This is a genomic window from Streptomyces sp. NBC_01210, assembly GCF_036010325.1.
Classification (GTDB): domain Bacteria; phylum Actinomycetota; class Actinomycetes; order Streptomycetales; family Streptomycetaceae; genus Streptomyces.
In genome coordinates, this window is record NZ_CP108549.1 from 8,187,509 (window position 1) to 8,213,216 (window position 25,708).

20 protein-coding genes are annotated in these 25,708 nt (G+C 71.3%); 4 read left to right on the forward strand and 16 right to left on the reverse strand.

Features of this window, described 5'->3' with window-relative positions; all coding sequences use genetic code 11:
• Nucleotide 1 precedes the first annotated feature (1 nt).
• Nucleotides 2-361 (forward strand): hypothetical protein, encoded by a 360-nt coding sequence (locus tag OG735_RS36910; RefSeq protein ID WP_327327497.1) that lies wholly within the window; start codon nucleotides 2-4, stop codon nucleotides 359-361.
• A gap of 27 nt (nucleotides 362-388) precedes the next feature.
• On the opposite strand, the gene OG735_RS36915 is transcribed toward OG735_RS36910, so the two are convergent.
• The 11 genes from OG735_RS36915 to OG735_RS36965 form a co-directional block, all read right to left on the reverse strand.
• Nucleotides 389-1,489 (reverse strand): mechanosensitive ion channel family protein, encoded by a 1,101-nt coding sequence (locus OG735_RS36915; RefSeq protein ID WP_327327498.1) that lies wholly within the window; start codon nucleotides 1,487-1,489, stop codon nucleotides 389-391.
• Between the two features lie 222 nt (nucleotides 1,490-1,711).
• Nucleotides 1,712-2,365, reverse strand: coding sequence for a hypothetical protein (locus tag OG735_RS36920; protein ID WP_327327499.1), 654 nt, complete (start codon nucleotides 2,363-2,365; stop codon nucleotides 1,712-1,714).
• A gap of 223 nt (nucleotides 2,366-2,588) precedes the next feature.
• Nucleotides 2,589-2,759, reverse strand: coding sequence for a hypothetical protein (locus tag OG735_RS36925; protein WP_327327500.1), 171 nt, complete (start codon nucleotides 2,757-2,759; stop codon nucleotides 2,589-2,591).
• 81 nt (nucleotides 2,760-2,840) lie between these two features.
• Nucleotides 2,841-3,050, reverse strand: coding sequence for a Trm112 family protein (locus OG735_RS36930; protein ID WP_327327501.1), 210 nt, complete (start codon nucleotides 3,048-3,050; stop codon nucleotides 2,841-2,843).
• Nucleotides 3,040-3,948, reverse strand: coding sequence for a DMT family transporter (locus tag OG735_RS36935; protein WP_327327502.1), 909 nt, complete (start codon nucleotides 3,946-3,948; stop codon nucleotides 3,040-3,042). The genes OG735_RS36930 and OG735_RS36935 overlap by 11 nt, the downstream gene beginning before the upstream one ends.
• A 4-nt stretch (nucleotides 3,949-3,952) precedes the next feature.
• The gene (locus tag OG735_RS36940; protein ID WP_327327503.1) at nucleotides 3,953-4,672 is read right to left on the reverse strand and encodes a class I SAM-dependent methyltransferase; all 720 of its coding nucleotides are present in this window, start codon (nucleotides 4,670-4,672) and stop codon (nucleotides 3,953-3,955) included.
• The gene (locus tag OG735_RS36945; RefSeq protein ID WP_327327504.1) at nucleotides 4,669-6,027 is read right to left on the reverse strand and encodes a condensation protein; all 1,359 of its coding nucleotides are present in this window, start codon (nucleotides 6,025-6,027) and stop codon (nucleotides 4,669-4,671) included. The genes OG735_RS36940 and OG735_RS36945 overlap by 4 nt, the downstream gene beginning before the upstream one ends.
• Nucleotides 6,024-10,298 (reverse strand): alpha-(1->3)-arabinofuranosyltransferase domain-containing protein, encoded by a 4,275-nt coding sequence (locus OG735_RS36950; protein ID WP_442812550.1) that lies wholly within the window; start codon nucleotides 10,296-10,298, stop codon nucleotides 6,024-6,026. Before OG735_RS36950 ends, OG735_RS36945 begins: the two co-directional genes overlap by 4 nt.
• On the reverse strand, nucleotides 10,291-11,061 hold the full coding sequence (locus OG735_RS36955; protein WP_327327505.1) for a class I SAM-dependent methyltransferase: 771 nt from the start codon (nucleotides 11,059-11,061) through the stop codon (nucleotides 10,291-10,293). Before OG735_RS36955 ends, OG735_RS36950 begins: the two co-directional genes overlap by 8 nt.
• Nucleotides 11,058-12,224 (reverse strand): glycosyltransferase family 4 protein, encoded by a 1,167-nt coding sequence (locus OG735_RS36960; protein ID WP_327327506.1) that lies wholly within the window; start codon nucleotides 12,222-12,224, stop codon nucleotides 11,058-11,060. Before OG735_RS36960 ends, OG735_RS36955 begins: the two co-directional genes overlap by 4 nt.
• A 176-nt stretch (nucleotides 12,225-12,400) precedes the next feature.
• Nucleotides 12,401-13,348, reverse strand: coding sequence for a DUF3068 domain-containing protein (locus tag OG735_RS36965; protein ID WP_327327507.1), 948 nt, complete (start codon nucleotides 13,346-13,348; stop codon nucleotides 12,401-12,403).
• An 87-nt stretch (nucleotides 13,349-13,435) separates the two neighbouring features.
• Here OG735_RS36965 and OG735_RS36970 point away from each other — a divergent pair, with 87 nt between their 5' ends.
• Both OG735_RS36970 and OG735_RS36975 read left to right on the forward strand, forming a co-directional pair.
• Nucleotides 13,436-13,678 (forward strand): hypothetical protein, encoded by a 243-nt coding sequence (locus tag OG735_RS36970; RefSeq protein WP_327328656.1) that lies wholly within the window; start codon nucleotides 13,436-13,438, stop codon nucleotides 13,676-13,678.
• A gap of 25 nt (nucleotides 13,679-13,703) precedes the next feature.
• Nucleotides 13,704-14,945, forward strand: coding sequence for a PucR family transcriptional regulator (locus OG735_RS36975; RefSeq protein WP_327327508.1), 1,242 nt, complete (start codon nucleotides 13,704-13,706; stop codon nucleotides 14,943-14,945).
• A gap of 52 nt (nucleotides 14,946-14,997) precedes the next feature.
• On the opposite strand, the gene OG735_RS36980 is transcribed toward OG735_RS36975, so the two are convergent.
• Nucleotides 14,998-16,332 (reverse strand): helix-turn-helix domain-containing protein, encoded by a 1,335-nt coding sequence (locus OG735_RS36980; RefSeq protein WP_327327509.1) that lies wholly within the window; start codon nucleotides 16,330-16,332, stop codon nucleotides 14,998-15,000.
• 137 nt (nucleotides 16,333-16,469) lie between these two features.
• On the opposite strand from OG735_RS36980, the gene OG735_RS36985 reads away from it, so the two are divergent.
• Complete coding sequence (locus tag OG735_RS36985) at nucleotides 16,470-17,822, forward strand: M64 family metallopeptidase (protein ID WP_327327510.1); 1,353 nt, start codon at nucleotides 16,470-16,472, stop codon at nucleotides 17,820-17,822.
• A 144-nt stretch (nucleotides 17,823-17,966) separates the two neighbouring features.
• Here OG735_RS36985 and OG735_RS36990 read toward each other — a convergent pair whose 3' ends face one another.
• From OG735_RS36990 to OG735_RS37005, 4 genes are all read right to left on the reverse strand, one after another.
• Complete coding sequence (locus OG735_RS36990) at nucleotides 17,967-19,376, reverse strand: hypothetical protein (RefSeq protein ID WP_327327511.1); 1,410 nt, start codon at nucleotides 19,374-19,376, stop codon at nucleotides 17,967-17,969.
• A complete protein-coding gene (locus OG735_RS36995; RefSeq protein ID WP_327327512.1) occupies nucleotides 19,366-20,025 on the reverse strand; it encodes a hypothetical protein in 660 nt (219 codons plus the stop codon). The genes OG735_RS36990 and OG735_RS36995 overlap by 11 nt, the downstream gene beginning before the upstream one ends.
• A gap of 782 nt (nucleotides 20,026-20,807) precedes the next feature.
• Complete coding sequence (locus tag OG735_RS37000; RefSeq protein WP_327327513.1) at nucleotides 20,808-22,175, reverse strand: hypothetical protein; 1,368 nt, start codon at nucleotides 22,173-22,175, stop codon at nucleotides 20,808-20,810.
• Entirely contained in the window at nucleotides 22,175-25,708 is a 3,534-nt protein-coding gene (locus OG735_RS37005; protein ID WP_327327514.1) for a hypothetical protein, read from the reverse strand. Before OG735_RS37005 ends, OG735_RS37000 begins: the two co-directional genes overlap by 1 nt.

Consider the following 25,708-nt stretch of genomic DNA (forward strand, 5'->3'; position numbering starts at 1 on the left):
GGTGGAGCGCCCCGGCGGGACCAAGATCGCCGTACTGCGCACCGGCGAGACCACGGCGTACGTCGCCGAGTCCCGCCGCGCCGAGGGCAACGACCAGGGCGCCTGCTCCACCGGCGTCCTCATCTACAAGGTCGATTCCGCCGCCCGGACCGGCGAGGGACCGGTAAGGATCATCAACGCCAACCCGACCGCCACTCCGCCCACTGGTTGCACCCAGCTGGACATGGCCGCATACGCGCCCGGCCGGACCTTCACCGATCCGGACACCGGAGCCCGGATCGATGTCCTCGCGGGCGGCAGGGCAGGGGACGTGGTGCGGCTCAGCAAGGCGGGACGGTCAGCCGCGCATATGGACGGGTGACACAGGAATGCGTCCTGCCCCCGGTCGTCACACCGCGGGGACCCGATGTGTCGGTGCGGTCATCGGCTCCTCGGCGGAGCGCTGGTGGGGAATCGGCAACTCTCCCTGCTGCACGGCAATGGTCCGCGTCGGAGCGGGGATGCTGATGCCCTCGGCACGGTAGCGGCGGTGCAGACGCTTGATGAACTCATGCTTGATCCGGTACTGGTCACTGAACTCGCCGACCCCCAGGATCACCGTGAAGCCGATCCTGGAGTCGCCGAACGTGTGGAAACGAACGGCCGGTTCATGGTCGGGCAGGGCGCCGGCGATGTCCGCCATCACGCTCTCGACGACCTCGGTGGTGACCCGCTCGACATGGTCCAGGTCGCTGTCGTAGCCGACTCCCACCTGGACGTTGAGCGTCATCTGCTGGTCCGGCCGGTGGAAGTTGGTCATGTTGGTGCCGGACAGCTTCGTGTTGGGGATGATCACCAGGTTGCTGGAGAGCTGGCGCACCACGGTGTTGCGCCAGTTGATGTCGACGACATAGCCCTCCTCGCCGCTGCTGAGCCTGATGTAGTCACCGGGCTGCACCGTTCGGGAAGCGAGGATGTGCACTCCCGCGAAGAGGTTGGCCAGAGTGTCCTGCAAGGCCAGGGCGACTGCCAGACCTCCCACGCCCAGCGCGGTGAGCAGCGGGGCGATGGAGACGCCCAGGGTCTCCAGTACGACAAGGAAGCCCATGGCCAGCACCACGACGCGCGTGATGTTCACGAATATGGTGGCCGACCCGGCGACACCGGACCTGGACTGCGCCACGGCCTGCACCATCCCGGCGACGATCCTCGCGGCCGTGAGGGTCGCGGCCATGATGAGCACGGCGGTGAGCGTCATGGTGACGTTGCGTCCGACCCCGGCGTTCAGTGGCAGCACCGACGCCGCGACCGCCACGCCGCCGGTGATCGCTGCCCAGGGGGCCAGTGCCCGCAGGGCGTCAACAAGGATGTCGTCGCCGCTCCAACGCGTTCTGCCGGCCCGTTCGCCGAGCCATTTCAGGATCACGAGCAGCACCAGGGCGGCCGCGATGCCTGCGGCCACCGCGATTCCGGCGACGATCACGTCGTGCAGTGTGAGGTCCCGGTTCACCGCTTTCCTCCCGTTGCACGGGGAAGAGTACGGACGGCGGGGGTTGCCGCTGTGAGCCGGATGTGATGTGTCGTCACCATGCCACCTGTGCAGTCTGGGAGGGCGGTTGTGCGGTCGCGTCGGGTCGTACGGAATCCACTCGGCGCGACCTGTCATCCTGCCGCACGCCGCAGGCAGCAGTGCAGGTGGGCCACCTCGGAACAGCGCTGGGGCGCGCGGAGCTCAGTGGGCGAGGAGCATGTAGGTGTTCTCCAGCTCGTCCTGCACGACGTGGGCATCTCCCGCGACCGTCCGTACGAGAAGGTCGTTTTCCGGGGTGTGGACCCGGTACCGCCAGCCTTGCGGGAGTCGCAGCCGCCGACCGAGCGTGGCCAGAGATTCCATCGTCTGGCTGTCGTCCACGGTGTGGGAGTACGCCTGTAGGACGTATGTGCGGTCGCCCGGGGCGATCAGCTCGTGCACCGGCTTGCCACTGGACAGGACGTACTCGGTGTCCCGTTTCACCGTGGAATCGACGTAGAACTTCCTGGCCGTCGCCCCGGTGAGGTCGATCTCCGCGGGGATGCGGACCTCGGCCACCCAGCGGGCCTCCAGGCCGTCGAACATCGCGGTGTCCCCCCACTGGAACGTCGTGACCTCGTCGATCGTCCAGAAGCGGGGTCCGTTCAGGAACACCATCGGCACCTGGAATTGTTCCGCCAGCGCACGGGGGTCGAGCGCGTTCCACTGCTCAGGCGGACAGTCGTTGAGGCCGAAGGTGTTGTAGACGGCGGCCTTGAGATGACCGTCCTCGCCCGGCGAGATGAGAAGGACCTCGCCGTAGCGAGCGTTCCGCATACCGCTCAGGTGCCGGGACGCTTTCGTCGTGTGGGACATGGCTCCTCCTTCTCACCGCCCGTCTCCGCTCCTGCGCGGAGACCGCCTGTGGGCCGGGCCCGCAGGCGGGCGGGCCCGGGCAGTGTCGCGGGTCTCCACTCCATCAAGAGCAGCACACGTGTGGTGAAGTCGCACGCCGTCCCCGGTGGCGTCGAGCGACGGCCGGGCGGGCAGGCGGCGCTGACCGCCTGGGTGGCGAGGGGCGGAGCGGCAGCCGAGGCGGTCAAGAGTGATTCTCGGGTGGTGCGGTCGGGTCGGCGCCGGCCAGGAAGCCGATGGCCTGGGCCTCGATGTGTACGGCGCCGAGTGCTGCCGCCCAGCGGGCGATCGCATGTGCCAGTGCTGTGGCTCCCGCCTCGTCGCCGCTGTCGCGGGCCAGGAGGGCCGGCAGCATCTGCGGATGAGGCCCGCGGGGTCACACCCCACCCGTCGCCGGCGACTCAGGAAGGGGTACAGCCGCCGTCGGCGGCGAATGTCAGGGACCGATTCGTCTGAGGATCCGCTCGTGCTCCTCGTCGGGCACCCGGGCACCGGAGGAGGGCAGCAGTTGCGGTATTCCATCGATGATCGGATAGCGCCGGTGCAGCCGCGGGTTGTAGAGGATCTCCTCGGGCAGGAGCAGCGTCAGCTGCCCCTTGTCGATCGGGCAGACGATGATCCGGAGCAGGGGATCGTCAGGCTTCATGAGCCAACTCCTTTGCCGGGGTGGGGGGTTCGTCATGGCGCGGAAGCATCAGCAGGACGGAGACGGCGAGTACGGTGCCGCCGAGTCGCAGGGCGAGCCGCAGCGGGTCTCCCGGCAGGGACTCGCCGAAGACGAAAGTGCCGAGCGCGGCCGTGAACAGACACGTGACGGTGGTGCAGACGGGCACGATCAGAGATGCCCGGCAGCGCTGCAGCGCGGTCTGGGACAGGATCAGGCCGGTGACCGAGGTGAAGAGCAGGATGTACGGATAGGGGGACCTCAGCAGGGCGAGGACCGTGTCTCCGATACCGCGGGTCGTCAGATGACCGGAGACGCCCTTGATGGCGAGCGAGCTGACGCCGTACAACAGGCCGACAGCGACACCGTATTCGACGCCGGCGGTCGGCAGCCGGTGACGGCGGCGGGTCCGGCGTTCCACGGACCGGTACAGCCACAGCCCCGCTGCGAGCGCGGGCAGGCAGATCAGCAGGACACGGCGGGCCGAGGCATGCCCGCCCACGGCGTCGGAGCGCTGGAGGGAGGCCACGACCATCAGCAGGGCGAGGGTGATCACGACCACGCCACGTCGCTCGCGGCCGCTGGGGCGCTCGCCCAGCACGACCGAGGAAAGCAGAAGCAGCAGCACGAGACCGGAGACGAAGATGCCCTGCGCGGCCGCGATGGGAAGCGTGCGGTAGACGGCCAGCTGTGCCGCGAAGCCGGCGGCGAGCGCGAGCGAACCGCCGAGCCACAACGGGCTGCCGATGAGCAACCGTACGACTCGGGCCGGCTGTCCCGTGTTCAGTCGCGGCAGGCGGGACAGCGCCCGCTTCTCGAGTACGAAGCCTGTGCTGTAGAAGACGTTGGCCAGCAGAGCCGATGCCACCCCCCACCACATGGCTCTACACCCGCCTGGCGTGCACCAGGAGGATGGAGGCCAGGGATGGCGCGGCACAGGCGGCCCGGTCGACCGGGCGCAGGGCGCGCGGGACACCGTGGAAGGGCGCGCCGGCCAGGGTGACCACCTCGAAGCCCGTGGCGGTGAGGAATCCCCGCAGGGCGCGGGCGGTGAACAGGCGTAGGTGGCCCACCACTTGGGATCCCGGGCGGCCGTGAATGCCGCGCAGGCTGACCTCCGAGAACACGGGCTGCACCCCGACGGCCAGCAGCACCCGGTTGTACCAGGCGGCCAGGTTCGGAGTGGAGAGCATCAGATGGCCACCCGGTTTGAGGATGCGGCGCAGTTCGTCCATGGCGCTGTCGGGATCCACCAGATGCTCGATCACCTCGCTGAAGAGCACGGCGTCGGCACTCGCGTCGGCCAACGGCAGCCCGCCCGACGTCAGTTCACCCCGCACGACATGGTTCATCCGGGTGGCGGCCCGGCGCAGCGCGTCCTGGGACCAGTCGATACCGACGATCCGGTGATCGCCAAGGAGCGGACCCGCGGTGGCCGCCGCGGAGCCGTCGCCGCAGCCGACGTCGACGACGAGGGAGGGCTCGGGGGGCAGCACTCGGGCCAGCATCACCGCCTGGCGCCGGCTGCGCTCATCTCCGGAGGCGACGGGGACGGCCGGGTTCTCGTAGAACTCGCGCAGTCCCGCGGGGAGAGTTCCCGTCATGACCCGTCACCTCCTGAATCGGCCGGCAGATCCGCCATGGCGGCCAGATACTCCTTGAAGAAGTCGCACAGCCGTTGTCCTGCCGCGTCGTCGAGGAGAGCGCGCGACCAGCGCAGCGCCAGATGCAGCCGTCCTCCCGTGCTGGCGGTCGTCACGGTCAGCCCGCGCGGCATCGCGGCGGGAGCCGAGAACCAGACGGCCTCCGCCCGGCCCGCCTCCGCGAAGTCCAGCGGGTACGGAATGCGCCCGATGTTGCTGAGCAGCGTCGTCGAGGTCCAGGGAGCGGCAGCCCGCCGAAGGCCTCGGGTCAGGGCGGCCCGCATCCCCACGGGCAGGGCGGGTGCGGTGAGGAGGGCTGCGGCGTGGCCGAGTTGGGGGCGGGGCGCAGACTTCAGGGCGCGGGTGCGTTCCGCGGTACGGTGCAGCAGGGCGGCGAGAGCCTTTGGGCCGGGCTCCGGCGCGCACTCCTGCGCCCCGAATCCGACCTCCACGAGACGGGTGCCGTTTCCGATGGGCATCTCGGCGCCGCGGGGCCGGTCGTCGACGGGCATGGTGATACGCATCGGCCGGGGCGGGGCGTCGTGCAGCCGGTTCCAGCGGGCGATCATCAGGCAGGTGGTGACGAGGAGTTGGTCGTTGACGGTGTAGCCGGCCCCGGCCGGTCGGCGCGGCACCGGCAGCTCGGCCAGCAGCAGTCCGTTTCCGCCGGCTGACCCCCGGGCATTGGTAGCCGGTGCCACACGGCCGGGCCGGGCCGGCCCGCCCGCGCGGCCGGGCGGCGGTGGCCCCGGCCGCCCCGTCGAGCCGACGGGATTGCGTACGGGGGAGGTCGGGAAGACGGCGGCGCCGCCGTACAACTCGGCGGCAGTGGCCAGCACGCGCAGACAGGCGGGCCCGTCCAGGGCGGTGTGGTTGACCGTCAACAGCAGCACACAGGAACTGCCCGTCGACGACGGCCTCACCACCTCCAACCGGACGGGTGGGGAGACGGACAGCGGCGGAGCCTCGGCCAGCGCTCTGGCCCTGGCCTGCTCCAGCGCACCGGGCCCCGGCTCCGGGAAGCCGACCGGATCCACGTCCGGGGTACCCGTCAGCTCCCATTCGTAGCGCCGCCGGTACCAGGGGCCGGGAGCCTCGCGCACCAGAATCCGCGGGTGCCGGCGCAAGGCCTCGCCGAACGCGGCCCGAAGCCGCTCCGGATCCGGCTGCCGGGGCAGGTGCACCTCTATGTGTACGGTCTCGGGCTCCTCCTCGCGCAGACAGTGCCGGGAGATCTCGTCGACGACCGGAAACGGAATCCGGTCCGGAGCGGGCTCGGGCGGCCGCCCGGGCCTGGCGGGTTGCAGGGCGGTCATCTCGGCGGAGTCTCCCTTTGGTTGAGCGCCACGTTGCCGGGCGGTTCAGCGTTGGGCGCAGGGCCAGGAACGGGGCGCCCGGCAGGGCCGTTTGCGGACCGCACCCGTTGGGGCAGGGGCTGCGGGTCCGGTGCCGCGGAGGCAGGAGTCGCCCGTACCCGCCGGTCCACGGTGACCACGGCCGCGCACAGCGCGATGAGCGCCAGCAGTTGGGCCGCCGGGCCGAACGCGCCCCGGCCGGCGGAGACCGGATCGCCCGCCCCGGTCGCGGCCGCGATACCGGCGCCGGCCATCGCCACCAGTGCGATCGGCACCAGCAGGGAGTGCCGCAGGCGGGCAACTACCGCCAGCGCGGGGACGATCAGCGCGAAGGGACCCGCCACGACCGCGACCACCAGGGTCAGCGCGACGCAGCCCAGAACCCATCCGGGCGCCGGTGGGGCCTTCGCCACGGAAGCCGGGTTGCCGCCCCGGCGGCGTACCAGCGCGAGACCCGCCAGCAGCGCCACCGCCACCGCGCCGCCGATCATCCCGATGTCGTAGAGCAGCACGGGTTCGTACTCGAGCTCGACCGTGCCGCCCGCGCCTGCGGGGATCAGCCAGGCCTGCTGCCAGCCGTCGATCCGCAACGGGATCAGCTTCTTGCCGTTCAGGGTGGCTTTCCAGCCGTCGTTGGCGTTTTCGTACATCTGGAGGTAGCCGGCCTCGCCCGCGCCGACGGTCACGGACCGCCGGTCGCCGCGCCAGTCGGCCGCGGTCGCCGTCCGCTGTTTGCTCATGGCGGGCGGGCGGACCTCGCCGCGGGTCAGTGTGATGTCGGTGAGCGCGAGGGGACCTTCGTCGCCCGCCTCCACCTGGTGCAGTCCTCGGCCCAGCGGAAGAGTGCCCTCCGGTGTATGGCAGAGCGTGACATCGACGGGCCGGCGCTCGGTCAGATCGCGCACCGTTCCGGACGCGCTCGTCGCGTGCAGCGTGCCGTCGACGGCGAGGGGCGGACCCTCGCCGCACGGCACGGAGAACCTTGAGCGCGAGGCCGGCGGTGGTGTGCGCAGGTCGGCGAGTGCCGGAATGTAGACCTCGCTGAGGCCCACCGGCAATTGCATCGGGTTGTCGGCGACGGGGTTGTGGACGGTCAGCGGCGCGGCCCGGCTGATGGTGATGTCGAGCCGGTCCGTGGTGATCGGCTCGAAGCGGGCCAGGCCGTTCTCGTCGACGCCGGCCGTCACGGCGCCGTTCGGGGTGCTGATCAGTATCTGCTCGGGCCGGGTGGAGAGTCCGCCCGCGGCCGCGAGGACGATCTCGTCGATGGTCTTCCGGCCGGGCCAGCGCAGATGAATGACCGGCCGGTCGCCGGCGATCCATGCGGTGGTCAGGTCCTCGTCGACGAGATTGCGCGGGCTGAGGCCGTTCCCGAGCCGGCTGGTCGAGTCGGCGGTCGCCGTGATCCGCCGCCCCTGCCGCGGATCGGCACCGGTGACCAGCCGGTCCAACGCCTCGCCCGGCACCGGCAGCGCCTTGGCCGTGACGGCGAAGTCTCCGCCCCGGCCGACGCCGAACCGGCGGTGCAGTCCCTCTTCGGCCGAGACCGGCGAGAGGCCGCCCGGGTCGCTGCCGCGATGGAGCGAGAAGACCTCGGCCCGGGCCTCGTTGTCGTGCGCGTCGGTGGGAAGCCGGAGCAGCCGGGTCACCTGGACGCCGGGGACGGCGACCTCGCTGAAGCCCGCGCCGCCCAGTCCGGCCTTGGGGGACTGGGCCGCCAGGACGGTGATCTTCAGCCACTTGGCCTGCCCCGCCGGCGCCTTGACCGGCTGCGGGCTTCCGTTCGGTGCCAGCGGGCTGTCCTCGAAGCCCTGGTCGGTCTCGACCCGTACGAGTGTGGGGGCGGCCCGCATTCCGTCGCCGGGCAGCGGGGTGAGCTGAAGCGAGGCGGGGATGCCGGTGGGCGAGGAGAAGCCGATACGGAGCCACTGGCCTGCGGCGTTTCCCGCACTGCCCTCGGCCCACGCGGTCTGGGGGTTGCCGTCGAAGGCGTTCACCGGGTCGTACTGCGGCAGATGGAACAGCCAGTTGCCGCTGCTGGAGGCGGTCACCGAGGCGGCGCCCCGCAGGACGGCCGTCGTCTGATGCCCGGTGCCCTTCGTCGGCAGGATCTGCCGCGGTTGCCGGCCCGGGTCCTGCAGGCTCCCGCTGGGGTTCCGTTCGTCCTCGGTGTAGGTGTACGAGGTGTTGCTGTTGACCAGTCCGAAGCGGGTGTCGGCGCGGCGCAGCCCGTCCGCGACGTACTGCGCGGCAGGCGTGCCGAGCCCGGGGTGATTGTCCCCGGTGAGCACGGTGGGCCTGCTCCGCAGGCGCGGATCGGCGGACAGTTGCAGCAGCGTTTCGGGGCCGCCGCTGACCACGGCGGTGTCGGCGACCGCCTGCAGGCCGACCTGTCCTGGCCGCCGGGTGTTGCCGGCGGGCTCATAGATCTCGACGGCCTGCATCCGCGGGAAGATGCCCTGGACCTGCAACGGTGTGCCGCTGGGGATCCGGCCGCCGGTGAGTACCGGGTTGAATCCGGTGACCCTCCGGTAGCCGGAGGCTTCCAGGGTGCGCTTCACAGTGATCGGCGGGACGTATCCGATCTGGTCCGGGTCGAGGTCGTTGCGCACGACGACGAAGTAGAGGCCGGCGCGTGACAAGTAGTCGCGCAGGCCCGGCACTTCACTGCCGCTCATGAGTGCCTGCTCCACCGCGTCCATGGCACGCCGGGATCCGGGCGTACCGAAGGGCACGAAGTCGCGCTGCGCCCAGCGGGTGTCGGCGAGTACGTCGAAGGGCTGGTCGATGGGCGAGCCCCAGGTGTAGAGGCCGTGGGCGGTGGCGGGGACGACGAGAGCGCGGCTGTCGGGGGAGTTCTTCGCCAGCCAGTCGGCGGCCTTCGTCCACTGGCCGGGCAGCTCCTTGAAGGCGCCCGGCTGCAGGACCGTCCCGTTCACATACGGCCAGGCCAGGCCCGGCAGGACCAGGAGCGCGGCGATGAGGGGGGCGTGGCGCCGGGCGGGGAACGGCCGGGCCCCGTGGCTCTCGCTTGCCGTCGCCACCAGGTGCATCAGCCCGAAGGCGAGGGCGAGAGCGAGCCCGGGTTGGAACTTGTAGATACTCCGGAAGGGCCGCAGCGGCCCGTTCAGCCAGTCCCGAACCGTGTCGTGGAAGGGGGCGCCGAGGGAACCGGCGTATCCGGCCAGGGCGATCAGGACGACAGCCAGCACGGTGAGCAGCAGCCAGCGGCGCTCGGGCAGATCGCGCCGGGCCAGGCCCGCGAGCCCCAGCGCGGCGGCGAGCGCCGAGCAGAGGATGGTGATCGTCGCGGTCGCCACGGTCCAGCCGGCGGGCAGCCAGGCTTCGCCGAAGTGGAGGTAGGCGACCCAGTTGCCGGCGCCGCGCAGCAGTTCGGTCGCCGACATCGTGCCGGTGGTGGTGTCGGCCTGTTCGACGTACGGCATGAAGTCGTCGCCGTAGACGCCGAGCAGCAGCAGTGGGACCACCCACCAGGCGGTGGCGAGCACCACACCGGGAACCCACCAGGCGATCAGGGCGCGCTTGCGAGGACCTGCCGGGCGGCTGAGCAGATAGAGCCCCACGGGCAGCAGCGCGGCGAGTGTCGATGCCGCGTTGACTCCGCCCATGAAGGGGATGAGCAACGCGGACGTGGCCGCGGCCACCCGTGGGGTGCGGGTCCCGGTGAGCGGCAGCAGTACCCACGGGAACAGCGCGCCGGGGAGCGCGGCCGCCGATGTGGAGCCGACGACGATGGTGTAGGTGGGCCACAGTGCGTAGCCGACGGCGCCCAGCAGCCGGGTCCGTGCGCTGCCGATGACCAGGCGCTCGGCGAGCCGCAGTGCGCCCCAGAACGCGGTGGCCACGATCAGCGAGAGCCACAGCCGCTCGGCCAGCCACACCGGGATGTGCGCGAGGTCGGTGAGTGCGTAGTACGGGAGGGTCGGGAAGGCGTATCCCGCGTACTGGTTGGCGAGCCCGCCGAATCCGGCGCGGCTCTGCCACAGCTCCCCGAGGTCGCCGATGAACCTCCATGGGTCGGCGACCACTCCGAGCTTGGTCTCGAACGTCATCCTGCCCGGTGACACGGAGAGGAACGCGACAAGGACCGCAGCCCAGAAGGCCAGCAGCCACGATCTGCGGCGCGGCCCGTCGCCCGGCGGCGGGGGCGGCACGGTGGGCCGGGGCCGGCCGGGCCGGCTCGGGGGGAGGGTCAACGTCGTCTCAGCCACGGGTGGCTCGCAGTGGGCTGTCCATCGCTGCTGCCGTTTCTGTTCGGCGCCGGAGGATGAGGAGGAGGTTCCAGGTGGCGATCTCGCGCAGGCCCGGGACGCGGGTGACGGCCTGCGCGAGGAACGGCCAGTACCGCGAGCGGGCAGTGACGAGGGACACGTCCTCGCGGGCACGTACCTGACGCAGGGTCGGACCGATATGGATCGCGAACAGGTTCTCGCCGAGGGCGTGCTTGGCGGGGCGCCCGGTCCGTCTCAGGTACCGGGCGCGGGCGCGGTCCGCGCCCAGGTAGTGCCAGGGTGCCCACTCGTGACCGCCCCAGGGGGAGAGCCAGTTGGTGAACGAGACGTAGATCAGCCCGCCCCGCCGGGTGACGCGGATCAGTTCGCTGAGGAAGGTCTGCGGGTCGGCGACATGTTCCAGCACATTGGAGGAGAAGCAGATGTCGGCGACGCCGTCGGCCAGGGGCAGCAGATAGCCGTCGGCGACCACCGAGCCCGCGGGGAGGATGCCCCGCGCGCCCAGTTCCCGCAGGTCGGGCTCGAAGAGAAAGCTCTGTGCTCCGCGCCGCCGGAACTCCTCGGTGAAGTGGCCGCGTCCGCCGCCCACATCCACCACCAGCCGGTCGCGCAGGGGCATCTGCCGCTCGAGCTGGTCGGCCGCGTCATGGGCGAGCAGGGTGTAACACCGGTCCGGATCGGACTGCTCGCCCATGAACGCCCGGAAGAGAGTGAGGGACCTGCGGATGGAGGGGTCCTTCACGGCCGGTCCATCCGCCGTGGCGCGGCCTCCGCGGCCGCCGCCCGGAACTGCCGGACCGTGGCGCCCCAGCGGAAGTGCGCCGCCCGCTGCCCGGCCGCCCGGCCGAGCGCCTCGCGCCGCTCGGGGCTGAGCGCCAGCGTGCACCAGGCCGCGGCGAACGAACTCTCGCCGCGGGCCAGCACACCGGTGACGCCGTCGTCGATCGAGTCTCTGAGTCCGGGCACGTCGAAGCCGATGGCGGGCGTGGACCGGGCCGCCGCCTCGGTCACCACCAGCCCCCATCCCTCGACGAGCGAGGGATGCAGCAACACCCAGGCCGCGCACAGCAGCCGGTGCTTCTCGGCCTCCGAGACCCGGCCGGTGAAGGTCACGCCGGGCCCGGCGAGAGCCTCGAGCCGGGCGCGTTCCGGCCCGTCACCGACGATGACGAGTCGGCCTGCGGTGACCGGTCTGACCCTCTCCCACAGACGCAGCAACAGCTCGATCCGCTTGTACTCGACGAGGCGTCCCACGGCGAGGAACAGCGGCTCCGCCGATTTGGGGGCGAGCGGGCCCGGATCCTCGACACCGTTGTGGACGAGCCGGATCCGCTCGCGCGGGACACCGAGGCCCTGGAGCGCGTCGGCCGTGGAAGGTGAGACGGCGACCAGCAGGTTGCCGCTGTGGGCGCGAGTCAGTGCCCAGCGCTCGAGCCGTCGGCCGAGCCGAGCGGCGGGGCCGGGGAAACGCTCGGTCCAGATGTCGGTGTGCACATGGTTGACCAGGCAGAGCGTAGGCCCGCGGTGCCACAGCGGGGCGAGGTACGGCATGCCGTTGCACACCTCGACGAACAGGTCGCAGTCACCGACCTGCCGTTCGAAGGCGCGGCGGGCGCGCAGGAAGTGTCCGGCGTCCCCGCCGGCCGAGACCACGCGGTAGTCGCGGAAGGCGGCGGGACCGCCGCACAGGAGCGTGACCTGGTGGCCGTGGGCGGTGAGCCCGTCGGCGATACGGTCGATCAGCAGTTCGGAGCCGCCGGCGGCCGGGTTGCCGAGGTCGCGGCGGGCGAGGAAGACGATCCGGCGCGGATGCGGAGGAGGGCCGGAAGAAGGTTCGTGCTCCGGAGACTTCGGCCGGTGGTGGGGTAGTGGCGCGCGCAACATGGGGGGTACGTGCTGGGGCATTCGAGCTCCAACTCGCCTTGAGGTGCGGGACGGTGGGGGGCGTTGGGGGCACGAGCGGCCTGGGGCGGGGTGGGGTGGGGTTGGTAGTGTCCGCCCGGCTGTTCGATGCCGCTACTCACGGCGGTGACAAATTTGGCCTGCTGTTGAGCTGACACCGCGTCACATTGTGCGCATTGCTAGGGATTCGGGCGTACCCTGCCGCGCACGACGAGTACGACCCCGGCGGCTGCCAGCACGAGCCCGGCCGCTCCTGCGCCAATCGGCGCGATGTCACCCAGCGCCCGCAGTCTGCCGCTGTCCGACTTCGCCAGCGCCACCATCTCGCGCTGGGTGTCCTGGGTGAACTCCAGCCCCGCGCTGTCCAGCAGAACCACCTTCGCCTCGTCGGCACCGGGGGCGCGCAGTGTCTTGCGGGGAGCGATCCTCGCGTTCATGATGCGGCCGGTCCGCCGGTCGACGACGAGCTCGATGCCCTTGTTGGCGTACCACTCCTCGGCATGGACCTGGCTCTGCTTCGGCAGGCCGACCAGCCGCCCCGGTACCTGGCGGGTGCCGGTCCGGGTGTCGTTCACGGATCCGGTGAACCGATAACCCTCGTAGCCCGCGACCTTCCTGGTGCCCTTGAACTCCAGCCGCACGGTGGCTCCGAGCGTGTTGTCCCACCAGAGGTAACCGCGCTTCTGCACGTCGAAGGGGAACTTGAGGTAGGCCTCGCCCTGATACTCCGGCGTCTCCCCGCAGCAGTGCACCGGAGCGTTGGTCCTGCGGTCGGTCACCCAGCGCTCCAGCGTCCACTGGTAGGACCTGCGCGGGTCGCGGAAGGCCAGCGTGTCCGGCGTGTCGATGGCTGTGGACACGTCCCACACCGCCCGCCCGCTGCGCTCGCTCGCGGCGACATCGCCCAGCACCCGCCGGGTGATGGTGATCGGTTTGTCCCGGACGGGTCTGACGTTGGTGGTGTCGAAATACTCGCCGGTGCCGGTGAACACCGTGGTGACATCGACATCGGTCGGGGTGCGTTCGGCGCGTGGTTCCACGTAGCGGGCGAGCATCGGAGCCAGTACGAGCAGAAAGACGCCGACACCCAACAGGACCAGCGACAACGGCGAAGCGGTACGACGCATGGGGGGCACTCCCGGGCCGATGGTGGATTCAGGACGGTGCGCGTCTGTACGGGCCGGGACCGTAAGCGCCCTCTTGACGGAGTGTCAATGCCCCTCACAGACTGGGCAATCGCCGAGCCGGGGCCGTGGGGCGGGGTGCCTTCCGACCGAAAGGCTCGCTGGACCATGCACAGACTCACCGCTGCCGTGCTGACCGCCATGGCCGCCGCCGTCCTCGCCGTGGGGGCTGCCTTCGGCATCGTTGCCGCTCTGAATGTCACGCCCGAGCAGCCCAATGTGCCCCTCGTCTCGTTCGAGACGGGTCGGCCGACAGCGTCCCCGCAGCCGTAGCCGACCAGCAGCGAGGGAGGAAGCCATGCCCGTGCGCACGGCCTGGCGGGAAGTACCCCGCCTGCGGGCACGTAGATTCGCAGCCCTGGCCATGGCCGAGGTGCCCGCACTCGCCCAGGTCATCCTGGTCGAGATCCGCAAGGAGTTCCCCGGCCTGCCGCTCGTCGTCGACGACTCGGGCGAGCCCATGGCGCTGATCGGCATCCGCAGGGCGTTGGAGGACTTCGTGGACCACCTCGTGGTGGAGGAGGACCGGCCGCACGGGCGTCAGCTGGAGGTCTTCCAGGAGTTCGGCCGCGGCGAAGTGCTGCACGGCCGCAGCCTGGACTCGCTCCAGGCCATCTACCGGCTCGGCGTGCGGCTCGCGTGGCGTCGCCTCGCCGAGATCGGTCAGCAGGTAGAGATCCCGCCGCCGGCCATGTACGAGCTGGTGGAGTCGGGATTCGAGTATCTCGACGGGCTCGTCGCACAGTCCGTACGCGGCTACGTCGAGGCCGCCGCCCGCGAGGCCGGTGAACGGCTCCGGCTGCAGCAGCGGTTGATCAGCCTGCTGCTCAGTGAGCACCGCACGAAGCCCGCCGACGCCCTCGCCGAGCATGCCGAGCGCATCGGCTGGCCGCTGCCCGAACAGGTCGCCGTCGGAGTACTGCTGCGACCGGCCCCGGAGTCCGTCGCCCCGGCCGTGGGTCAGGATGTGCTGCTGGACATGGAGTACGAGCAGCCGCGCATGGTCGTCCCCGAGCCGGACGCGGCAGGCCGGCCGGAACTCCTGGAGCGCGCGATGACGGGCTGGTCCGGCGCGATGGGACCGCCGGTTCCGCTCGCCGATGCGGCCAAATCGCTGCACTGGGCCTGCGCCGCCGTACGCCTGATGGAACGCGGGCTGCTCCCGGCCGGCCAGGTCCTGCAGTGCACGGAGCACACCGAGGCGCTGGTCCTGCTGCCGCCCGAGGAACTGATCGAGGACCTGGCCCGTCGCTGCCTGGCGCCGCTCGACCAGTGCGCCCCGGCGCACAGCCGACGACTGGTCGAGACGCTGCTCGCCTGGCTGGAAACACGTGGCGGCGCCCCCGAGGTCGCGGCACGACTCGGCGTCCATCCGCAGACCGTGCGCTACCGATTACGCCAGATCCGCGCACTGCTGGGCGACGAGGTGGACGATCCGGACCGGCGCTTCAAGCTGGAGCTGGTGTTACGCGCCCGCCGCCTGCGCGATGAGGGGGTGGCCCGTTACGCGGGTGAGCCCCTGCCGGGCGGCGGAGGGTGACGTGGAGCAGGAGTTGCGGGTGCATACGAGCGGTCGTGGACTGCACTCAGCGCTACGGGATTGTCGGAGCCGCCGGGGCCGGTCCCAGGGTTGTCGTGCCGGGGGCTGCCCGGTGGCCCAGTCCCGTCCGGTACGCGTCCAGGGCGGCTTCGGTGCGGCCGCTGCGGCGCAGTAGGTCGCCCAGCAGACGGCACAGGTCGGCCAGGTCACCGCTGGCCCCGCTGCGCTCCAGCAGAGCCAGCGCCAGGACGTAGTGCTCCTCGGCGGCCTCGGCCTCCCCCCGCTCCTCGGCGATCAGCCCGAGCAGCCGGTGCGCGCCGCCCGCGTGCACCGCGCCGTGCTGGTCGCCGAGTTCCAGTAGCGCCGAGAGCAGGCCGGCCGCCTCGTCGTGTCGCCCGAGCCGCCGCAGTACATCGGCCAGCTCCACCTCCACCTGGGCGGTGTAGAGCACGGCACGCCTGGCGGCCAGCATGTCCCGGGCGGTGCGCAACTCCTTCTCGGCCACGTCGAGTTCGCCGTTCTGAGCCTGGACGTAGCCGCGCATCCAGTGGCAGTGCGCGAGATCGGTCCCCAGCCTCAGCTGCCGGTAGATCGTCTGGGCCTTGGCGAGCGAGGCGTCGGCGTCGGCCGTGCGTCCTTCGGCGAGGAACGTACGGGCCACCTGCCGGTGCATGCTCGCCACCAGTGCCGGGTCGTTGACCTGCGGCGCCAGGGCCAGGGCGAGTTCGGCGGCGTGTGCGGCGCGGGCGTGGGCGCCCATGTCGATGTATGGGCCGATGACAGCGGCGTACAGCAGTACCAGCGCCTCGGGGTCGGCCAGTCCGCTTGCGCCCAGCTCGGCGATGGTGGACTCGAGGAGATAGCAGGCGTAGCGCAGCTCCCCGGCCAGGAGGTGCGCGATGGCGCGGCCCCGGATCGCGCGGGCGCGGCGGGGCAGCGGTTCACCGGCCAGGAGCCGCTCCGCCGCCTCGAAGTGACGTCCTGCGTTGGCCAGTTCACCCGTTTCCAGCGCGCAGTCGCCGAGTCCGAGCAGCGCCTCGGCCTGCTCGGGAGCGAGGTCGAGGTGTTCCGCGTCGGTGAGGAGACGCCGGTAGCTGACGGCGGCCTCGTCGGCGGAGCCGGTGGCGAGCTGCTGCTGGGCGTCGGTGAGGGCGAGCCGCAGCTCGGTGGCCAGATGCGCGGGGCGTCCGGTGGCCAGCTCCTCGAACGACGTGCCGAGCCGCTCCGCGAGGAAGCGCAGCGCGGTCTCTGAGGGCCGGACCTTGCCGGACTCCAGTGTCGAGACGTACGCGGGAGTGTATGAGGGTTCGGCCAACTGCCGCTGTGTCAGGCCGCGTTGGTTACGCAGTCGCTGCACCCGGCGGCCGATTTCGGCCGGTTCGTCCATGAGGACCCCCTGGTTCTCGAACTCCCCAGTATTCAGGGGCAGTAGGGATTGCGCACGTCCTGTACCTCCGCCTAGTTTAAGCATCTCGTTCATTGCATTTACTCAGCTGCTTAACTTCCGCATCAGGGGAGGATTTCATGCGTTCAGCACGGCGCAGAGTTATGGCGGCGGTCGGCGTGGCCGCGGCCCTCGCGGCCGTACTGGCCGCCGCACCCGGCAGCGCGGCAGCGGATCCGGCGCCGCCCGGCAGGGCCGGGGTGGAGGTCGAGATACCCGGGCCGGAAGACGGCACAGCCGCCGGATCCGGCCACACGCGCGTACCTGCCGACGGCCGGAGCCGGCCCGCGCCCCGGCTCTCGGCGGCCGAGGAAGCCGCCGACGGCGAGGTCACCAAGCTGGTGGACAACGGCTCCACCGCCGACCGGCTGGACATCGTCGTCGTCGGGGACGGCTATACCGCCGCAGAGCTGGGCCAGTTCCACACCGACGCCAAGGAGAAATGGGCCGAGGTCGCGGCGGTCGAGCCGTACACGACGTACCAGGGTCTCTTCAATGTCTGGGCGGTCGACGCCGTGTCGAACCAGTCCGGCGTCTCGGGTGACCCAACTCCGTCCGTCGTCCGGGACACCGCCCTGGGTTCGTATTTCTGGTGCGACGACATCGAGCGACTGCTGTGCATCGACCAGGACAAGGTCGACGGGTACGTGGCGAAAGCGCCCGAGGCCGACTTGGTGCTCGTTCTCGCCAACAGCGCCAAGTACGGTGGCGCGGGCTACAACGAGCCGAGCGCGACCCTCGGCTACGAGGGCATCTCGACCGCCTCGGCGGGCAACGAGAAGTCCGGCCAGGTCGCCATCCACGAGACCGGCCACTCGCTGGGCAAGCTCGCCGACGAGTACTCCTACGCCGGCTACCCGGGCTACGAGGAGTACACGGGCCCCGAGCCCGACGAAGCCAATATCTCCACACTGGCCGCCGGGGACATGGCAGGGCAGCGCGCCAAGTGGCACCGCTGGCTCGGCGAGGAGTCGCCCGACGGCGGCACGGTCGGCACATACGAGGGCGGGGGCTACTTCGTCACGGGGCTGTACCGGCCCACCGACGACTCCCTGATGCGTTCTCTCGGCAAGCCCTTCAACCTGCCCGGTGTGGAGGCGATGATCGCCGGCTTCTACCGCCATGCGCGGATCGTCACCGCGGTCACCCCCACCGATCGCACCCTCCGGCTGGGAGACACCGCGAAGGCCGCCGTACCCCGGCTGACGGGAGCGGACGGGCGTCAGCTCAGGATCCGCTGGTATCTGGACGGCAGGGAGTTGAAGCCCTTCGCGGGCCGTACTCAGGTGCGGGTGTCGGACCTGGCCCTAAGGCTGCTCGACCTGCGCACGCACAAGTTGTCGATCACCGCCGAGGACCGTACGCCTTCGGCGCGAGACCCGAAAATCGCCGGAACGCTGAAAACCACCACCAGCTGGAAGATCCGGCTCTGACGCCACCCGGCCCAGCGGTCCGACGCGGACTCCCGGGCAGCGGTTGCCGGAACCGCTGCCCGGGAGCCGCGTTGTCCCGGCCGTGAGGGGAAGTGCTCGGTGTGAGCCGCCGCCGTTCATGGCAGTACGCGTACGGGCCCCGCGTCACGCGTGACCGTCGCCGGTGGCGGACCGCGTCGAGTCACCGGTCGTAGAGGTGCGGCGGGCCTCCCCGAAATCCCACAGACAAACAGCCGACCGGTCGCCCCCGGCCGACCTCACCCGAACATTCACATCGGAGAAAAACGCCGTCAGAAACGGCCGCCGGTCTGCCCAGCGCTCCGCGAACCAGTCACCGAGATCCTCGCGGAGCAGCAGCTCCGCCATGGGCGCGCTGCACACCGCCAGCAGGTCACCCGGCCGGGTCTCGAACCGGGCCCAGCGCAGCTCCGGCGCGGCGGTGGGCAGCCGCGCCTCCCGGGCACCGGTGAAAACCTCGCCCCAGGCGCCTTCTCGCAGCCGCAGTACGGAGCAGTCGCCGACACCGAAAGCCACATGCTCACGCAGCTGATGATCGCCCAGGCGGGACAGCAGTCCGGTGAGCGCGACCTCGACCGCTGCGTCCCCGGCCCCGCCGGTGCCGCCGATACCGGAGCTCGCACCGCCCGTCTCGTTGCGCGCCACCAGACGCACCGAGCGAGCCACACCCTGGAGGGCGGTGCGCAGCAGGCCCCCCAGCTCGCTGTCATCGCCCGGGACATGCGTGGTGGCGTAGGCACCCTGATACAGCTCGGCGCCGAGCCGCTCGCCGTAGTGGCCGAGCTGCGCGGCGAGGCTCCGGCAGGCCCGCTCCGCGGCCGAGCGCGACCACAGCCCGCGCGGGGCACCCGCGGCCACCACGCTGAGCAGTGTCGGAGAGGGAATCTCCTCCACCAGCCCCAGCAGGATCGCGTCCCGCCGGTGCTCACCGTCGTCGCGCTGCCGGTCGCCCCGAACGGAGGCCGCCCGGATGATCAGCGGACCGAGGTCTGCACCGTCGACGGTGCTGTCGGCCGCGGAATCCCTGCCCAGCGGCAGTCGGCTCGGTACGGCGGGGGAGAGCGCCGGCCCGCCGGGCGGGTAGGGGGCCTCGGCCGCCTCCCGCGTGCGGTTCCGGGCAGCGGCGGCCGCCAGCGCCTCGGCGAGCCGGGCAGCCACTCCCAGCTCGACCTTCGCTTCGAAGGCGGCGGTCAGTCGCGCCTCCACATCTGCCTCCAGCGCGGCAGCCAGTCGCACCTCCACCGCCGCCGCGACGGCAGCCTCCACGCCGCCCTCCACCTCGGCGAGCCGCGACCGCAGAACACCGTTGTCCGCGAGTGCCTGCTCCCGCTCTCCACGGAGCCGTGTGAGCTGGACCTCGTACGCCCCGCGGGTCCGCTCCAGTTCCGCCGCGACCAGCTCCCTCGGTGGCACCAGTGCCGGTGTTACGTCGCGGCGCGATCCGCGGCGGACCCGTGCGGCCAGTACGCCGCACAGGGCGAGGGACACGAACAGCAGGGCGAGCAACGCGACCAGACCGAGCGGTTCAATCTCCACGCGGCCGACCTCCGTTCGTGGCCAGCCGCCGCACGGCTCGCTCCGCGAGCGCGGACGCGGCGAAGGCTTCGAGACGGTCCCAGAGTTCGCGTCCGTCGCGTTCCCGGAGCGATTCCGGTTCCAGGAGTGATTCCCTGGGCGGAGGCGACTTCGCAGGGCCGGCCGTGGACCGCTCATGACGGTCCGTCAAGTCGAGGCAGCCGAGCCGGATGTCCCGGCACGCGGCCCGCAGCCGCTGCACGGTCAGGCCGGGAACCTGGCGAGGGGCCTCGCCGATCAGCGGGCGCAGGACGAATTCGCTCAGCGCCGCCAGACCTGAGGCAGCCCAGTCGGCCTCCGCCTGCCGCACGGCGTACCCGGGCCGCCGAACCGTCCCGTCGAGCAGCCGCGCCGCCAGTCCGGCCTCCGGCAAGGCCACTGCGTACACCGGCAACCCTTCGGTCGCGGGCCCCACGGTCCGGCCGCCGCGACCGCGCAACCAGCTGCCCAGATCCGCCATTCCATGCCTCCCGCGCAACCCGGCCACGGTCGCCACCAGCACGACCGGTGGCGCGTGCGGCGCCCGCCGGACCTGGTCCAGCAGTCCCCCGAGCACTCCGACCGCCGACGAGGGCTTCGCGTCCGCACCGAGCTCGTCGGCCGGCAACACGGCGAGAACGAGGTGCGCGGCGTGCAGTACTTCCAGGGCCTGTCGGCGCAGCGCGCGCCCGGTCGCGGGTCCGGCCCCTGTCCGGCGCTACGACAGGTAGATCGACGACCTCTGTGCACAGGCTGTCCCGGCCCCTTTCGCCCGGAGTCGGCCAGGGCAGGAGAGAGGCGCGGAACGGCGCGCGGATCACCGCCGGTGCGGACAGCGCCGATGCCACGGCGGCATCCAGGACCGCCGATACGGGACCGGCCGCGGTGAGGTCCTGGCAGCGGCGCCAGGTACGCGCGACCGCTTCGGTGCCCGCGCAGCCCGGGCGGAAGAAGGGGCCGGCGGCGGCCTCGGACGCACGGACGCGGAGCCAGGCCGCCGTGCCGGGCGAGGCGCGCAGTGCCTCGCCCAGCAGCTGCGGCCGAGAGGCCAGCAGCCGGGCCAGACGGTCGAGCGCCGCCGACTGGGCGGGCGCCAACCGGAGTTCGGGGCGGTCGACGGCGGTGTGGAGCACGGAGACCGGAAGGAGGTCCGTGTCGAAGGGCGGATCGGCGATGCGCAGCCCCGCCAGCAGCGGAACCAGCCCGGGGCCGGGGCCGGTACGGGGCACCACCACCCGGAGCGGAACCCGCCTCGCGTCACCGTCCTGTGCACCGAGCATCGCCACATCGGCCGCGAGCTGTGGGGACAGTCCGGCGGCACGTCCCACCCCGGACGCGGCGAGCACGGCGCTCGCGCGCACCCACCATGGGCCGCTCCACGTGTGGCGATGGGTCCCCGCCGTTCCCGCCATGTCACAGCCCGCCGGGGTTCGGCGGGTCGGGGCGCCAGACCACCCTGCCCGGGAACTCCGTCCCCTGTCCGCCGCGTCGGCGCAGTGGGGTCTGGAGCACCCAGTGCATCAACTGCTCGTCCCGCGTCCTGTCGCCCCCCACATTGTTCCTGGTGAACGCGCCGAGCTCGGACTCGTGCCAGGTGCGGGTGTCGTCGAAGACCAACTCATGGCCCGCCTTCTCGGCCAGCGGCTTGAGGATGCACGACACTTCCCTGCGCCACCACCACCACCAGCTGTCCGGGGCGGCCGCCGGTTCGTGGTGCAGTCCGCCCAGTAGGAGGTCGAGTTGCAGGGCGGGGCCCAACTGTGTCGAGGGGGTCCAGTCGGCCCCTCCACTCAGTGCGTTGGCAGCGGTCTTCAAGCTGCTCACCAGCACGTTCCGGTACCGGTTCTGCTTTTCGTGCCACAGAGCGGCAGGAGCGCCGTCCGGGTCGAGGACAGCTCGCAGCTCCGGGTCGAGCTCCACCAGCCGGAGCGCCTGCGCTGCCCGCGCGGCCCAGTGGAGCCGCGGGTCGTGGAAGTCGCCGGCCCCGGCGTCCCCGATGCCGAGCCCGTCGCGGACGTCCGGGGGCGCCTGGGCGGCGGCCCTTCTCAGCGCCCTCTCGGTGGTGAAGGCGCGCGGCAGGACAACTCCGTTGTGCAGAGCGCCGAGCGCGGGAACGGGGTGGTCGTCCGGCGCGCCCGACGACGCGGCGCTGTCGATGCCGAGGGACTCGCGTGCGGCCCTGGCCAACTTGTCCCGCCAGGTGGCGACGTCTTTCTTGGGTAGGCGCAGCAGGGCGATGTGCAGTGACTCCCAGGACCCGGCTATGTCCTTCCCGGTGACGGGCCCGGGCGGACGGCGCCGCCAACTGCCGACGTACATGCCGTGGGCCGTGTGCAGTTCATCGCCCAACTCGACCAGGCGGGCGGCACATTGGGCCTCGCGGTCGAATTCAGGATCGGGATCGTGCCGCGTTGCGGTCATGTCCTGGGACTCGGCCCCGGTACCCGTGTCCGTACCGTCCTCGCCCGTCCGCCGGGCCGCCCCGGTGCGGTTGTCCGCCTCGTCGGCCGGCTCGGGTCCGCCCGTGGCCGGCGCCCTTCCGGCGGCCCGGATCGCGAGACCGAGGGCCTTGTAGGCGTCCAGTACGCGGGAGACCACCTCGTCGGAGTCGCCGTCGTACCGTTCGTGATCCGGCGTCATCTCCTCCTTCAGCGTCTCCGCGCATCGGCGCAGAGCGTCCAGCAATGCGTCGCGGCTCTCCGAGGGGCCCGCTCTGAAGATGTCGGCCACGGCGTCGGCGAACATGTCCCAGTGGTCGGTGGCCGTGCTGGTGGCGGGCATCAGTGGCTCCCGTTCGTGGGGTCCCAGTGCTTGTTGAAGTTGCTGACACCGCGGTTCATCGGCCGGTGCAGTACCCGGCCGGGACGCTGCTCGACCTGCCGCAGTGTCTCCGCGGGCAGATAGGGGACGGCACCCCGGTGCACGCGGAGCCGGCCGTGGGCGTCCAACGTCGCCGAGTGCTCGCCCTGGCCCGGGGCCGGGAGCCGGCCAAGGTACTCGGGTTCGCCGCTGCCGTCGCGCAGCAGATAGAAGTGGTAGTTGCCCCGGACCGGCAGCGCGTCGAGCCCCGCCACCCGTCCCGGAACCGGTGGCTCCTCGGAATCGGTGGTGTCGTGGAAGAGCTCGCCCAGATACGTCTCACCAGCGCCCGTACCCGAACGTGTTCCTGCACCCGGACCGGCGGCCCGCGGATCCGGAAACACCTCGACCAGGTCCGGTGCGCCCGCGTCCGGCGCGCCCAGCGATACGCAGATGCTGCCGGGCAGTGACCACTGGCCGAGCGAGGCATTGAAGGCCAGACCCGGCAGTGCGTCGTTCAGTTCCAGGGGCTGACCGGTGACCAGCAGATGCGGTGTGCCGTTGCAGAGCAGAATGTAGGAGAACAGCCGGTGGTCCATCTCCAGCTGGTAGTTGACGCCGTTGCCGTCCATGCTCCGCCAGACCTCACCCAGCGGCTCCTTCATCGACTCCGCGTCGGCGGCCAGGAACAGATTGAAACTGCCCCACTGGATCGAGTCCTTCGACGAGACGGCCCGGTACAGCAGTACCAGGTCGCTCAGTGGCTGCCAGTCCGTACGGACACCTCTGGTGCCCCGCGCGTCCAGCTCGATGAAGGGAGTACCGGCGCGGAGCACCGGAAGCACCCTGGCCTCGCCGGTCACCGGGCCGAAATCGCTTGGCAGCGCGGAGAAGAGCCCCTGGGTCCTGATGTCGAGATCGCTCAGCCGGATCACCGCGTCCGTGGCCCGCAGCCGAGTCCGCTGTCCGCCCAGCACGCCCGCGAGGGCATGGGTGGAATGGGCCCAGGCCGCGCCGAGCGAGGTCGCCTGTTTGGCGATGAAGCCCTTCTCGACCGCGAGGGCGGTGGGGTTCCAGCCCAGCCGCACCTGGGAGTCGGCGTCGACCTTGGTGAGTACGTCGATGACGTTCTCCCGCACCTGCGCCAGCGCGCTGCTGCGGCCGGAGAGCACCACCTGGTCGAGGGCAGGGACCGGATGCGGATCCAGGCCCTTGGCGACGCGTTTCGCGTTCTCCTCGTGGATCCGGGTGAAGACCGTGCGTACGAGGTCGCCGCCCATCTCCGCGGCCCGGCTCAGTACCGGCTGCAGCAGCTTTCGGAAGTCGGCGGGGTCGAGCCTGACCTCCTTCGCCTGGCCGAGCCCGTGCGAGCAGGCGTCGAGAATCGCCTGGACATGATCGGTCCTGATCGTCCCGGCGGCCGCTGAGCCCCCGCCCCCGCTGCCGTCCGCACCTTTGCCCAGCTCGCGTTTCTGCAGCTCGGCCTGTTGCCAGAGGAGAGTGAAACGGCGCCGTCGCCGGTCGCGCTCCGCCTCGTCGCGGACATTGTCCCAGCGCGTCGGAAGGTACTCGTCGAGTGTGCGGTGGACGTCCGGGGCGACGATGACGTTCAGCATCTCGGCGGCCTGGTCGGCGATCCGGGTGGCGAGGGTACGGGTGACGGATTCACCGTTCGCGCCGATACCGGTTGCCGCGCCGGGGCTGCTGCCACCGGAGCGCAACTGGTCCACGAGACAGGCCTTGATCCAGTAGAAGACCTGAAGAGTCAGCAGATCGCCGCCGAGCTGCCCGTGCCCGGTCGAGCCCAGCAGCTGCGGTTCGAGCCGGTAGTCGCGGCCGGAGACGAACTCCTCCTCCTTCGTCAGCTCCGGTGTCTGGTCCACCATGGCCAGCCGCAGCAGCGCGATGTCCGTCGTGCCGCCGCCGATGTCGATGGCCAGCAGAATGCGATGCCAGGTCGGCGGGTCGTCGCTGACGTGCCGCGACCGGGAACGCAGCGCCTCCAGACCGAGGTTCTGGTTGTCGGACAGCTCCCGCATCACGAAGAAGAGACTGGCGGCCAGCCCCTCGTCGTAGTCCATCACCACCTGCGGGATGCCGAGTCCGGTGCGTACGAGCGTCTCCAGCCGGAGCTTGATCTCCGGCAGGATGCTCGTCGGATAGGTGATGACGGCGGTGCGCAGCCGTGGCTCCGACCGGTCCCCCTCACGGCGGGTGAGTTCCTCCGCCCGTTCCACCAGCCGCAGATACATGTGCTGGGCAAGATGGACGGCGCTCATGTCGGTGCCGCCGACAGGGCGCGGCGGATGCTCCAGGAGGGCGCGCTTGATACCGGTGATGGCGTCGTCGGAGTTCTCCCCGCACAGTTTGAAACTCCGGTCCTGCGGCAGCGGAGCGACGCCGGGCTCGGCCTCGGCCGGCTTCGACAGTTCGACCAGGGCGCTCGCCGGGGCATGGGTGCGTTTGCCGGTGACGTCCTCGTAGTCCACGGGCCGCAGCTTGTGGCGGTCCAGCGCCGGGGTGCTCATGACGCGGGCGTAACCGTCGTAGAGTCGCGACACCAGCCAGTCCCGCAGCGCCGGCCGGCTGTCCTGATGCAGGCTCTGCTCCACCTTCACCATCAGGGCGTCGACGACATCGGCGTCGTTCAGCCGCGCGAGTGCCTCCCGCCCGGTGATCCGCTGTCCGCCCCGGCGACCCAGTACGAGTCGGCTGGACATGATCGCCTCCACCACCTTGCGCCACTCGGTGGGAGCGTCGGCAGGAGGCTCCAGCAACTCTCTCAGCAGCTCGGCGAGGGCCGCCGTCTGATCGGGGTCGACCAGCCGGTGCGTGATATTGCCCAGGTCCCAAAGCGTCGCCGTGGATGCGGTCGAGCCCAGATCGACGACGACGAACTGCTGGAAGTGGTCGCCCGCCGGCTGCGGGGTCCGCAGCGCCAGGAACTCGCCATCGTCCGCGGGTTCGAAGCCGGAGGCGAACCCGGAGGCTGTTTCCGCCGCCGGTGGCTGCTCACCCGGCGGCGCGAACTCCACGGTGACGCTGCCGGGCGCGGTGTAGTTGCCCGACGGGCCGGTGTAGTCGACGGACCAGTGCACATCGACCCGGAGCTGCCTCTCGGGGAACGGAGCACCCGGTGGCGCCGTACGAGGATCGCCGTACACCAGGCTGACGGGCAACCGGGCGTACGCAGAGAGGACTCGGAGTCCGTCCACGCTGACGACGGTGTACTCCTGCGGGACCCAGACGGTCTCCAGGGCGTGCGCGAGTTGCGCCGGCATGGGCTCCCCAGGTTCGGCGCGGACCTCGACGCGGGGCGGCAGATGGACGGTGATGTAGCCGAAATTGCCGGGCTCACGCTCAACCAGCACTTCGGGAAGGGCGAAGCCGTCCTGGTCGGCGTAGACGCGGAAGTGCCGCCGGCCGAGCGCCACGACGCCGGGGTGGGGCGTGGTGCCGGGTTCGGTGCCGGCACGCGGCGGGACACGGAAGGAGATCTCCAGTGCGCTGCTCAT